Raw genomic sequence first — 12,812 nt, forward strand, 5'->3', positions numbered from 1 at the left:
AAAGTATAGTATGTTATACTTTACATAGAAGTAGTCACCGAATTTCAGTTAGAAATTACTTTGTAACTACGTTTTGAGGAGGAGTAAAATGCTTTCCTACGTTCGACATTACCCACTAGCGATAGCTAAATTAATGTGTCTGTGCTCTCCTAAAATCTGCTGATTTATTACTGACTAATACAGGAGGTTTTTATGGGACAGACAATCATATCTGCTATTGGTGTTTATATTTCCACCAGTATCGATTATTTAATTATTTTAATTATTTTATTTGCACAGCTATCACAGAATAAACAGAAATGGCATATTTATGCGGGGCAATATCTAGGAACAGGCTTACTTGTAGGGGCGAGTTTAGTTGCTGCTTATGTCGTTAATTTCGTGCCTGAAGAATGGATGGTTGGATTGCTTGGTTTAATCCCTATCTATTTAGGGATTCGCTTTGCAATTGTTGGAGAAGGTGAGGAAGAAGAGGAAGAAATTATTGAAAGATTAGAACAAAGCAAGGCAAATCAACTGTTTTGGACAGTTACATTGCTGACAATTGCGTCTGGCGGAGATAATTTAGGTATCTATATACCTTATTTTGCTTCGTTAGATTGGTCACAGACCCTCGTGGCGTTGCTTGTGTTTGTAATCGGCATAATTATCTTTTGCGAGATTAGTCGGATGTTATCCTCTATTCCGTTAATATTCGAGACAATTGAAAAATACGAGCGAATCATTGTGCCCATAGTATTCATTCTACTTGGACTATACATCATGTATGAAAATGGCACGATAGAGACTTTTCTGATCGTGTAGATTTTTTTGTTTCACTAGGATTTTAGCCCGGGCTCAAATCAGCTCTCTAATTTTAGAGGGCTTTTTATGTTGTCACTTTACCTCGATATACCCAAGTATAATCTTCGGTTACGATTATTAGCACTGTAAGACCAGCTATATTTATTTTTCTCATCTTGTTCCATTGTTGAAAATATGGTATACTTTTCATGAGAATTTTCTAAATTTTTAAGATTCTATCAAAGGAGGTTTGCATGCTTTCCAAATTTTCTGGAAGCCGACAAGACCAGCAATTTGTGTTACTTTTAGTTATTTTGCTAAGTGTTTTAGGAATTTCACTTTTTCTAGCTGTTTCTATGGGATCCGTTGCGATTGATCTAGGAGATACCTATCGGATTATTTTGAGCAGGTTGGGTTTTCCTCTTGAGATAGGAGAGGTTTCCAAGTCTACTCTTGCCATTGTATGGAACATGAGATTCCCCCGAGTATTGTTAGGTCTGATAGTAGGGGCTGGTCTTTCTATGTGTGGCAGCGTGATGCAGTCTACAGTGAACAATCCTATTGCTGAGCCCTATGTCTTAGGAATTTCTGCGGGTGCAACTCTAGGAGCAACCTTAAGCATCATTCTTGGTTTAAAATTGGTGATTAGCCTTGGAGCTTTCCTTGGAGCTATTTTGGCAACAATCGCTGTCCTTATCATTGCCTCTATGCAGGGCAGGATGACGACTTCTAGTCTGATTTTATCAGGAACGGTGGTCAATGCTCTCTTTCTGGCATTTTCCAACTTTATTATCTCAGTTGGCGCTAATGCGGACAGTGTGATGACCATTAAGTTTTGGACCATGGGTTCGCTTGCCGGGACTACTTGGTCTGACTTACTTTTGCCAACTATGGTAGTGGGAGTAGCCTTTCTATTTTTCGCTACCCAGTATCGTGTTTTTAATGCGATGATGATGGGAGATGAGGCTGCTTTAACTTTGGGGATACCCTTACGCTTCTATTGGTATCTTTATGTGACCATGGTGGCTGTTCTGACAGCAGTCTTAGTAGCAACCTGTGGGATTATTGGATTTGTTGGTCTGATTACTCCTCACTTAGCTCGAGGGTTAGTAGGAACGAATTACAGGAGACTTTTTCCCGTTGCGACCTTACTGGGTGCCCTCTTTGTCGTCTGGGCAGATGTACTTTCTCGTGTCATCATTCCAAATGCTGAGCTGCCGATTGGTATTTTCACAGCCTTGGTAGGTGCTCCCTTCTTCATCTACATTGTAGGAGGTAAGCGAAGGGAGGTGAGGGCCTGATATGGACTTGATTTGTCAGGATGTCCACTTTGGACTAGGAGAGAAAAAAATCCTCAAAGGAGTTTCTCTTAAGGTTGAGGGGCATCAATTTCATACGATACTAGGGCCAAATGGAAGTGGAAAAACCAGCCTGCTTAAACTCCTCTATCGCCAGGAAAAGGCGGACAAAGGCTTGATAAGCCTAGATGGAAAGCCACTGGAGCATTGGTCACTCAAAGAAACAGCCAAGCAAATGGCGGTCGTCACCCAGTTTAATCAATTGCAGTTTGATTGTACAGTTGAGGAAATCGTCTTGCTGGGAAGAACTCCCCATCTCTCTTTTCTACAGAAGGAAAAGGAAAGGGATTACGCCCTCGTTCAAGATGCTCTCGTCAAGGTGGATATGCTTGAGAAGAAAACTCGTCTCTATTCGTCTCTGTCAGGTGGGGAGAAACAGCGAGTCTTATTAGCACGCGCCTTGGCGCAAGAACCGACTCTCTTGCTCCTGGACGAACCTACCAATCACCTGGATATCAAGTACCAGTTAGACTTGTTGGCTATTGTGAAGAATCTTAAGGTCAATGTTCTAGCTGTCCTACATGACATTCAACTTGCTTGTCGCTATTCGGATTATCTCTATCTGATGAAGGAGGGGGAAATCCTTTACCAAGGGACTCCAAAGGAGACCATCACCCCTGAGTCATTACAAACTGTATATGGAGTTCAAAGTCAGGTTACTTGGACCGAGGATCAGCAAGCTATGATTCACTATTTATAAGAATGAAAAGGAAAACAAGATGAAAAAAACACTAAGCATTTTACTGGTAACAGTAGCTACCCTAACCATGGCAGCTTGTGGTAATACTACTACAGAAAAAGCTACCACACAGTCTAGCACAGAAACAAGTCAGAAGGCCAGCACAGAGACGACTTATCCGTTAACGGTCAAGACCTATGACGCTAAGGGAAATGAAGTTGAACAAGTCTTTGACAAGACACCTGAAAAAGTTATCACCAACAATCTTTCAACCACTGAAATCTTGTTGGAGTTAGGCTTGAAGGATAAAATTGCTGGCATGCTCAACCCTGACAATGCTGTGACGGACAAATACAAGGACGCGATTGCGACTATTCCTCAAATTGGCGATAAAAAAACAGTCTCACAAGAGACAGTCCTTTCTTATGAGCCAGACGCTGTGATGGGTCGAAACATGATGTTTTCTGAAAAATCCTTGGGAACAGTTAGCACTTGGAATGAAAATAAAATCCCAGTCTATACACAAAAAGCTTCTCTCTCAACCATTCAGCAAGATTTGGGAAATATTGTAGAAGATGTCAAAAATCTTGGAATGATTTTTAATGTGCAGGACAAGGCCAATGAATATGCAGCCCAATTACAAGCTAAAATTGATGCTGTTAAGAAAGCAAACCCAGAAAGCCAAGGTGAAAAGAAAAAGGCATTGATTATGGTTGCTTATAATGACGAAACCTTCGGTGCTTACAAGTCTGCTTTGCAAGAGAGCTTGTTGAATCAACTTGGTTATACCAACGTTGCAACGGGAACATCAGGCTTGACCTTGGAAAATCTTGTGTCAATGGATCCTGAGTTGATTATCTATGTGACCAGCGACCGCAATAAAAAATTGGATGCCAACGCAGTAGAGTTGATGAAGGCAAATGAAGTTTTGGAAAACGTTCCTGCAATTAAGAATCAAAAAATCATGACCATTTCCTACGATGAGTTGATGGACTATGGTCCAGCAGTGATTGATTCCCTTGAGAAAATCAATGACTTTATCAATAAATAATGAGTTTGATTGGGAAGGGATCCAAGTCAAGGTCAGCCTTCCTTCGACCTATGATCCCAATCAAACCTATCCAGTTATTCTCTTGAATGATGGAAACTTGGATTTCCTATCTTCCCTTTCAGAATCTGTGATTTTAGTGGGCTTAACCTCTAAAAATCGCCTAGACGACTACACTCCATGGAAGGCAGCTGGTCTGAGAGATGGAGCTCAAGATTTTGGCGGTCAGGCAAATGCCTATCATGGTCATTTATTTGGAGGTCTTTTAGATAAGTTGCGGTCTCTTTATCACCTGGACGAAGCTCGTCTTGCCTATGGAGGGTATTCATTAGGTGGTTTGGCGGCAGTTTACAGTCTTTTCAGCTTTGACAAGGTATCCTGTGTCTTCTCGATCTGCGGTTCCTTTTGGTATCCTGATTTTGTGGCTTACTGCAAGGAACAAAAGTTGAAGAATCTGGACTGCTTGCTGTATTTACTAAATGGTCAAACAGAAGGAGCCCATCATACCAATCGCTTGGCTCAAGCACCAGCCTATGCTAAGCAGATCCATACCAGCCTTCAGAAACACTATCCGACCGGTCAGTTTGTCTTTGATCCCTATGGGCATCATGAGCAAGTTGCTGAGAGATTTTTAGCCTTTTCCAACTGGTTGGCCCAAAAATGGAAAATCGAATAAAAGAATTATCCCTTGGCAAAAGCCAAGGGATAATTGTATTTTTTAACCAAGTTTCTCTCTCTTCTTATCTGGATTCCAGATAAAGCTTGCAATAAAGGTAAAGATAATTGTTAAGATACCAACAACCACAGCAAGGATGAGGGCAGGGATTCGGACAAACCACCAGAGTGGGTTTGGTTTTTTATCATTGTGCCATTGCTTGGTTTCTTCGTCTAAACGTTGGAATTCAGCTTGGATGCGGTCTGCAACCATTTCAATCCCTTCATCATTCATTTTCTTGATGTCTGAGATATCGATGGGATTTCCAAAGTTCATATCCACACGTTCACGGCTAACCAAGCCTTTCAAGGTCATAGGACCTGTGTAGGTAACCGGCATGATACGGACTTTGGCCATCTTGGCAATCAGGGCTACGCCACCCTTGACATCGTTTGAGTGACGGCTCCCACTTGGAAACATGATGAGAGAGCGGTCGCTTTTTTTGAGGACGTTGATAGGGTACTTGATGGCAGAGGCACTAGGTTTTTCCCGATCGATAGGAAAGGCGCCACACATACGGATCCACCAGCCAAAGATGCGGTTGTTAAACAGCTCTTTTTTGGCCATAAAGATGAACTGTTTTGGCTTGGTCGCAAAGGCCATGTAAACAGGATCCCACCAGGTACGGTGAGGTGCGACGAGGATATAGTTTTCGTCTCGGCTAGGGATTTTATCAGTATTGTGATAGTGGGCATTGCCATTGATGGACCACAAGATCAGCATGACTAGTCCACGCAAATAAGTATAAAACATGAGATCTCCTTCGATTGTATTGCTTTTATTATTATACCTTATCAAAAGACTGCTGGCAAACTTTTTCAGTTATCAGCCAACAGTTTTAGATGGGATTAGAATTCTTTTAAAAAAAATGATATGATAGATTTTATGGATAAAAATAAGATAATGGGATTAACCCAAAGAGAAGTCAAAGAAAGACAGGCTCAAGGTTTGGTCAATGACTTTACCGCATCAGCTAGTACCAGTACTTGGCAAATCATCAAACGAAATGTTTTTACACTTTTTAACGCATTAAACTTTGTTATTGCTCTAGCGCTGGCCTTTGTGCAGGCTTGGAGCAATTTGGTTTTCTTTGCCGTTATTTGCTTTAACGCTTTTTCTGGGATTGTGACTGAGCTGCGAGCCAAACATATGGTGGACAAGCTCAATCTCATGACCAAGGAAAAGGTCAAAACCATCCGTGATGGTCAAGAAGTTGCTCTCGATCCAGAAGAATTGGTCCTAGGAGATGTCATTCGTTTGTCTGCTGGGGAGCAGATTCCTAGTGATGCCCTGGTTCTGGAAGGATTTGCGGAAGTCAATGAAGCCATGTTGACGGGTGAGAGTGATTTAGTACAAAAGGAAGTGGATGCCTTGCTCTTGTCAGGGAGTTTCCTAGCCAGTGGCGCGGTTTTGGCTCAAGTTCACCATGTCGGGGCTGATAATTATGCTGCCAAACTCATGCTGGAAGCTAAGACAGTGAAACCGATCAACTCCCGTATCATGAAATCGCTAGACAAGCTAGCTGGCTTTACTGGAAAGATTATCATTCCCTTTGGTCTAGCTCTCCTGCTAGAAGCCTTGATGTTAAAGGGCTTGCCCCTCAAGTCATCCGTTGTAAATTCGTCGACAGCCCTTTTGGGAATGTTACCCAAGGGAATTGCCCTTTTGACCATTACTTCGCTCTTGACTGCGGTGATTAAGCTGGGCTTGAAAAAGGTTTTAGTGCAGGAGATGTACTCTGTCGAGACCTTGGCGCGCGTGGATATGCTCTGTCTGGACAAGACGGGCACCATCACCCAAGGAAAGATGCAGGTGGAGGCTTTTCTTCCTCTGACGGAAACTTATGGTGATGAGGCTATTGCCAGCATTTTGACTAGCTATATCGCTCATAGTGAGGATAAAAATCCAACAGCTCAGGCTATTCGCCAGCGTTTCCAAGGAAAGGTTGCTTACCCTATGATTTCGAATCTTCCTTTCTCAAGCGACCGTAAGTGGGGAGCTATGGAGTTAGAAGGTTTGGGGACGGTTTTTTTAGGGGCACCTGAGATGTTGTTGGACTCTGAAGTCCCTGAAGCCAGAGAGGCCTTGGAGAGAGGGTCACGTGTCTTAGTCTTGGCTCTCAGTCAGGAAAAACTAGACCATCACAAGCCCCAGAAACCATCTGATATTCAAGCCTTGGCACTGCTGGAGATCTTGGATCCGATTCGAGAAGGAGCGGCTGAGACCCTAGACTATCTTCGTTCCCAGGAAGTAGGCCTCAAGATTATCTCTGGTGATAATCCAGTCACGGTTTCCAGCATTGCCCAGAAGGCTGGTTTTGCAGACTATCACAGCTATGTAGATTGTTCAAAAATCACGGATGAGGAATTGATTGCCATGGCTGAGGAAACAGCCATTTTCGGACGGGTTTCCCCTCATCAAAAGAAACTCATCATCCAAACGCTGAAAAAAGCAGGGCATACAACGGCAATGACAGGGGACGGAGTCAATGACATCCTAGCTCTTCGTGAGGCGGATTGTTCGATTGTAATGGCGGAGGGAGATCCGGCGACTCGTCAGATTGCCAATCTGGTTCTCTTGAACTCAGACTTTAATGATGTTCCTGAGATTCTCTTTGAAGGTCGTCGTGTGGTCAATAACATCGCCCACATCGCACCGATTTTCTTGATTAAGACCATCTATTCCTTCCTGTTAGCGGTGATTTGTATCGCCAGCGCACTTCTAGGACGGTCTGAGTGGATCTTGATTTTCCCCTTCATTCCGATCCAGATTACCATGATTGACCAATTTGTGGAAGGTTTCCCGCCATTCGTTCTGACTTTTGAGCGGAATATCAAGCCTGTTGAGCCAAATTTCCTCAGAAGATCTATGCTTCGTGCCCTACCAAGCGCTCTCATGGTCGTATTTAGCGTCCTTTTTGTGAAAATATTTGGAGCGAGTCAAGGTTGGTCTGAGATAGAAATCTCAACCCTCCTCTATTATCTCCTTGGATCAATTGGTTTCTTATCCGTATTTAGAGCTTGCATGCCATTCACTCTCTGGCGTACCCTCTTGATTGTCTGGTCAGTAGGAGGTTTCCTAGCTACAGCTCTCTTCCCAAGAATTCAAAAACTGCTTGAAATTTCGACACTTACAGGACAAACATTGCCTGTTTATGGTGCCATGATGCTGGTCTTTACCGTGATTTTCATTCTAACCAGTCGTTATCAAGCTAGAAAATAAAGAAAGGCTGCAATCTGTGGATTGCGGTCTTTTTAGGTGCAAGATTGCTAGCTGAAATATGGTATAATAAGAGGTAACAGAGTTTTGGAAAGTGAGAGAAGATGATTTCAAAGAGATTAGAATTGGTGGCGTCCTTTGTGCCTCAAGGATCCATTTTACTTGATGTGGGGAGTGACCATGCTTATCTGCCTATCGAGTTGGTCGAGAGAGGGCAAATTGAAGCTGCCATTGCAGGCGAAGTTGTGGTTGGTCCCTACCAATCTGCGGTCAAAAATGTTGAGGCCCACGGCTTGGAAGAAAAAATCCAAGTCCGTTTAGCCAATGGCTTGGCAGCCTTTGAAGAGGCAGACCAGGTATCGGTTATCACCATTGCTGGTATGGGAGGGCGTTTGATTGCGACCATATTAGGAGAAGGATTGGATAAACTTGCGAGTGTAGAACGTTTAATCCTCCAGCCTAATAATCGTGAAGACGACTTGCGCATCTGGCTACAGGGTAACGGTTTTCGGATTGTAGCAGAAAGCATCTTAGAAGAAGCTGGCAAATTTTATGAAATTCTAGTGGTGGAAGCGGGACAAATGAAGCTATCAGCCAGTGACCTTCGCTTTGGCCCCTTCTTGTCCAAAGAAGCCAGCCCAATCTTTGTCCAAAAATGGCAAAAAGAAGCGGCTAAGCTAGAATTTGCTCTTAGCCAAATCCCAGAAAAAAATCTGGAGGAACGTCAAATTTTAGTAGATAAAATTCAAGCCATCAAGGAGGTGCTTCCATGCTAGCAAGTGAAGTAATACAAGCTTATGAAGCCTTTTGCCCTCAGGAATTTTCAATGGAGGGTGACAGTCGTGGCCTGCAAATTGGCACTTTGGACAAGGATATCCAAAGTGTCATGGTGGCTCTCGATATTCGTGAAGAAACGGTGGCAGAGGCCATTGAAAAGGATGTGGACTTGATTATCGTCAAGCACGCGCCTATCTTTCGTCCGATCAAGGACTTGGTAGCTAGCCGTCCGCAAAATCAGATTTACATCGACCTCATCAAGCATGACATCGCAGTTTATGTCAGTCATACTAATATCGACATTGTAGAGAATGGTCTCAATGACTGGTTCTGCCAGATGCTAGGCATTGAGGAGACGACTTATCTCCAGGAAACAGGCCCAGGACGTGGGATTGGGCGTATTGGTGACATTCAACCACAGACTTTTGGAGCATTTACTCAGCATGTCAAGCAAGTCTTTGGTCTAGATAGTCTTCGAATGGTTCATTATCAAGAGAGTGATTTGCAGAAGCCCATTTCAAGAGTAGCCATCTGTGGTGGTAGTGGTCAATCTTTCTATAAGGATGCTTTAGCAAAGGGAGCAGATGTCTATATAACTGGTGATATATACTATCACACAGCTCAGGATATGCTGTCTGATGGTTTGCTGGCATTGGACCCGGGCCACTATATCGAAATTCTTTTTGTCGAAAAAATTGCTGACCTACTTACTCAATGGAAGGCAGAAAAGGATTGGGCCATTGATATCATACCTAGCCAAGCATCGACCAATCCTTTCCACCATATCTAGTTAGGAAGTGAAGACAATGAAAAAAGTTGCCATTATTGGAGCAGGGATTGTAGGGGCAACTGCTGCCTACTACCTCTCCAAAGAAGCAGATTTAGAGGTGACCGTTTTTGACCATGGTCAAGGTCAGGCTACCAAGGCAGCAGCGGGAATTATCAGTCCTTGGTTTTCAAAACGCCGTAATAAAGCCTGGTATAAGATGGCGCGCTTGGGAGCTGACTTTTACGTGGATTTGTTGGCTGATTTAGAAAAGTCAGGACAGGAAACCGACTTTTACCAGCGTTCGGGAGTTTTTCTCTTGAAAAAGGATGAATCCAAGTTAGAAGAACTCTATGAACTAGCACTCCAGCGTAGGGAAGAATCTCCCTTGATAGGTCAATTAGCCATTTTAGACCAAGCATCTACAAATGAATTATTCCCTGGTTTGCAGGGATTTGACAGCCTGCTCTATGCTTCTGGTGGGGCACGGGTGGATGGCCACCTATTAGTGACTCGTTTGCTAGAAGCCAGTCAAGTCAAGCTGGTCAAAGAAAAAGTGAGTCTGACACCTTTAGCAACTGGCTATCAGATTGGCGAAGAGGTGTTTGATCAGCTTATTCTAGCGACGGGAGCTTGGTTGGGGGACATTTTGGAACCTTTAGGATATGAGGTAGATGTTCGTCCCCAAAAGGGGCAACTCCGAGATTATCAGCTTGCCCAAGACATGGAATCATACCCTGTTGTCATGCCAGAAGGGGAGTGGGATTTGATCCCTTTTGCAGGTGGGAAATTGTCCTTAGGCGCTACTCATGAAAATGATATGGGATTTGATTTGACGGTGGATGAAACCTTGCTCCAACAAATGGAGGATGCGGCCTTGCCTCACTACCCAGCCTTGGCTGAAGCTACTATAAGAGGTGAGCGTGTGGGAATCCGCGCCTATACCAGTGATTTCTCGCCATTTTTTGGGCAAGTCCCAGGCTTAGCAGGTGTCTATGCTGCTAGCGGACTAGGGTCATCAGGTCTCACAACGGGGCCTATCATCGGTTACCATCTAGCCCAATTGGTCCAAGACAAGGAATTGACCTTGGACCCAGTAAACTACCCAATTGCAAACTATGTCAAACGAGTAAAAAGCGAATAATACTCAATGAAAATCAAAGAGCAAACTAGGAAGCTAGCCGCAGGCTGCTCAAAGCACGGCTTTGAGGCTGTGGACAGAACTGATGAAGTCAGCTCAAAACACTGTTTTGAGGTTGTGGATCGAACTGACGAAGTCAGTAACCATACCCACGGCAAGGCGAAGCTGACATTGCTTGAAGAGATTTTCGAAGAGTATAAGCATTTTACTAAAATTTTAGTCTCCCCTTTAGGATGGCAAATGACATTCCCTACCAAAAATGGTAAAATAAGAAAAAATAATTCGAGAATCGAGGAAAAAAGATGCAAGAAAAGATTTTGGTAACAGGTGGAGCAGGTTTTATCGGAACCCACACTGTTATTGAATTGATCCAAGCAGGTCATCAAGTGGTTGTAGTGGATAACCTTGTCAACAGCAACCGTAAAAGTTTAGAAGTTGTTGAAAGAATCACAGGAGTTGAAATTCCTTTCTATGAGGCAGATATCCGTGATACTGATACTCTCAGAGATATTTTCAAGCAAGAAGAGCCAACAGGTGTGATTCACTTTGCTGGTTTGAAGGCTGTAGGTGAATCAACACGTATCCCTCTTGCCTACTATGACAACAATATCGCTGGAACTCTTAGTCTTTTAAAAGTTATGGAAGAAGCAAACTGTAAGAATATCATCTTCAGCTCTTCTGCGACAGTATATGGAGATCCTCACACGGTTCCAATCTTAGAAGATTTTCCACTTTCAGTGACCAATCCGTATGGCCGTACTAAGCTTATGTTAGAGGAAATTTTGACTGATATCTACAAAGCAGACTCAGAATGGAATGTGGTCTTGCTTCGTTACTTTAATCCAATCGGAGCGCATGAGAGTGGAGATTTAGGAGAAAATCCTAATGGAATTCCAAACAATCTCTTACCATATGTGACTCAGGTAGCTGTTGGAAAATTAGAGCAAGTGCAAGTCTTCGGAGACGATTACGATACGGAAGATGGAACTGGTGTTCGTGACTATATCCACGTTGTCGATTTGGCTAAAGGTCACGTTGCAGCTCTTCAAAAAATCCAAAAAGGGTCTGGCCTTAACATTTATAACCTTGGAACAGGCAAGGGCTACTCTGTTCTTGAAATTATTCAAAATATGGAAAAAGCAGTGGGACATCCCATTCCTTACCGCATCGTAGAACGCCGACCAGGAGACATCGCTGCCTGCTATTCAGATCCTGCAAAAGCCAAAGCAGAACTCGGATGGGAAGCAGAATTTGATATCACGAAAATGTGTGAAGACGCATGGCGTTGGCAAAGTAAGCATCCAAATGGATTTGAAGACTAAGATAATGATTTCGATCATTGTCCCCTGTTTAAATGAAGAGGAAGTACTTCCTCTTTTTTATCAGTCTGTTGAAGATTTGCTTCCTGATCTGGGAGCAGAGGTCGAGTATGTCTTTGTAGACGATGGCTCAAGCGATGGAACCTTAGAGCTCTTGAAGGCTTATCGGGAGCAAAATCCTGCGGTGCATTATATCTCGTTCTCACGAAATTTTGGGAAGGAGGCAGCTCTGTACGCAGGTTTACAGTATGCGACTGGGGACCTGGTGGTTGTGATGGATGCAGACCTCCAGGACCCTCCCGGTATGCTACTTGAGATGAAAGCCTTACTAGACCAAAATGCAGACTTGGACTGTGTTGGGACACGGAGAACTAGTCGGGAGGGAGAACCCCTCTTTCGCAGTTTCTGTGCTGATCTTTTTTATCGTCTCATGCAAAAAATCAGCCCAGTAGCTCTCCCCTCAGGCGTCCGTGATTTCCGCATGATGAGAAGGTCTGTGGTAGATGCTATTTTAACCCTGACCGAGTCCAATCGGTTCTCTAAGGGACTCTTTGCCTGGGTGGGCTTTAAAACGCACTATCTTGATTATCCAAACGTTGAACGACAGGCTGGCAAGACCAGTTGGAGTTTTAGACAGCTCTTTTTCTACTCGATTGAAGGGATTCTCAATTTTTCAGATTTCCCCTTGAGTATAGCCTTTGTAGCTGGACTTCTATCTTGTTTTATTTCTTTTATGATGACTGTTTTTGTAGTGTTTCGGACTCTTATTTTGGGAAATCCAACATCTGGCTGGACCTCTCTGATGGCTGTCATTCTCTTTCTTGGAGGGATTCAACTTCTGACCATTGGAATTCTAGGCAAGTATATCAGTAAGATTTACCTGGAAACCAAAAAAAGACCACTCTACCTCATCAAAGAAAAAAGTGATCTTTCTATTTTTGAAGGAAAAAATAACCGGAAAAGACTATAATTTTACCTAGAAATATGCTAAACTAGTAGGTGAAGGG

The 12,812-nt window shown here is 43.3% G+C and carries 13 protein-coding genes; 12 read left to right on the plus strand and 1 reads right to left on the minus strand.

All coding sequences use genetic code 11. The features are described 5' to 3' along the window. Positions 1-192: 192 nt before the first annotated feature. From DB729_RS04260 to DB729_RS04280, 5 genes are all read left to right on the plus strand, one after another. Positions 193-804: a CadD family cadmium resistance transporter gene (locus DB729_RS04260; protein WP_000531728.1), complete on the plus strand. Its 612-nt coding sequence runs from the start codon at positions 193-195 to the stop codon at positions 802-804. A 233-nt stretch (positions 805-1,037) separates the two neighbouring features. Further along, positions 1,038-2,084 (plus strand): FecCD family ABC transporter permease, encoded by a 1,047-nt coding sequence (locus DB729_RS04265; protein ID WP_109290162.1) that lies wholly within the window; start codon positions 1,038-1,040, stop codon positions 2,082-2,084. Between the two features lies 1 nt (position 2,085). After that, positions 2,086-2,841, plus strand: coding sequence for an ABC transporter ATP-binding protein (locus DB729_RS04270; RefSeq protein ID WP_000364120.1), 756 nt, complete (start codon positions 2,086-2,088; stop codon positions 2,839-2,841). 19 nt (positions 2,842-2,860) lie between these two features. After that, entirely contained in the window at positions 2,861-3,871 is a 1,011-nt protein-coding gene (locus DB729_RS04275) for an ABC transporter substrate-binding protein (RefSeq protein ID WP_109290161.1), read from the plus strand. Then, entirely contained in the window at positions 3,852-4,544 is a 693-nt protein-coding gene (locus DB729_RS04280; RefSeq protein WP_084873396.1) for an alpha/beta hydrolase-fold protein, read from the plus strand. Before DB729_RS04275 ends, DB729_RS04280 begins: the two co-directional genes overlap by 20 nt. 42 nt (positions 4,545-4,586) lie before the next feature. Here the strand turns inward: DB729_RS04280 and DB729_RS04285 are convergent, their stop codons facing one another. Next, positions 4,587-5,336 (minus strand): lysophospholipid acyltransferase family protein, encoded by a 750-nt coding sequence (locus tag DB729_RS04285; RefSeq protein ID WP_084938988.1) that lies wholly within the window; start codon positions 5,334-5,336, stop codon positions 4,587-4,589. Positions 5,337-5,468: 132 nt separating this feature from the next. Between DB729_RS04285 and DB729_RS04290 the strand changes: the two genes are divergently transcribed. From DB729_RS04290 to DB729_RS04320, 7 genes are all read left to right on the plus strand, one after another. Then, the gene (locus DB729_RS04290) at positions 5,469-7,805 is read left to right on the plus strand and encodes a cation-translocating P-type ATPase (protein WP_084938989.1); all 2,337 of its coding nucleotides are present in this window, start codon (positions 5,469-5,471) and stop codon (positions 7,803-7,805) included. A 101-nt stretch (positions 7,806-7,906) separates the two neighbouring features. Next, positions 7,907-8,578, plus strand: a complete 672-nt coding sequence (locus DB729_RS04295; RefSeq protein ID WP_084938990.1) for a tRNA (adenine(22)-N(1))-methyltransferase — start codon at positions 7,907-7,909, stop codon at positions 8,576-8,578. Next, complete coding sequence (locus DB729_RS04300; protein ID WP_084938991.1) at positions 8,572-9,369, plus strand: Nif3-like dinuclear metal center hexameric protein; 798 nt, start codon at positions 8,572-8,574, stop codon at positions 9,367-9,369. The genes DB729_RS04295 and DB729_RS04300 overlap by 7 nt, the downstream gene beginning before the upstream one ends. Before the next feature lie 16 nt (positions 9,370-9,385). Next, positions 9,386-10,489, plus strand: a complete 1,104-nt coding sequence (locus tag DB729_RS04305; protein ID WP_165442222.1) for an NAD(P)/FAD-dependent oxidoreductase — start codon at positions 9,386-9,388, stop codon at positions 10,487-10,489. A gap of 6 nt (positions 10,490-10,495) precedes the next feature. Further along, positions 10,496-10,810, plus strand: coding sequence for a hypothetical protein (locus tag DB729_RS04310; RefSeq protein ID WP_081730804.1), 315 nt, complete (start codon positions 10,496-10,498; stop codon positions 10,808-10,810). Further along, complete coding sequence (galE, locus tag DB729_RS04315) at positions 10,789-11,808, plus strand: UDP-glucose 4-epimerase GalE (protein ID WP_033584440.1); 1,020 nt, start codon at positions 10,789-10,791, stop codon at positions 11,806-11,808. The genes DB729_RS04310 and galE overlap by 22 nt, the downstream gene beginning before the upstream one ends. Beyond that, positions 11,792-12,775, plus strand: coding sequence for a glycosyltransferase family 2 protein (locus DB729_RS04320; RefSeq protein ID WP_161802766.1), 984 nt, complete (start codon positions 11,792-11,794; stop codon positions 12,773-12,775). Before galE ends, DB729_RS04320 begins: the two co-directional genes overlap by 17 nt. Positions 12,776-12,812: the final 37 nt, after the last annotated feature.

Origin of the sequence: Streptococcus halitosis, from assembly GCF_003143695.2 — a bacterium.
GTDB classification, from domain to species: domain Bacteria; phylum Bacillota; class Bacilli; order Lactobacillales; family Streptococcaceae; genus Streptococcus; species Streptococcus halitosis.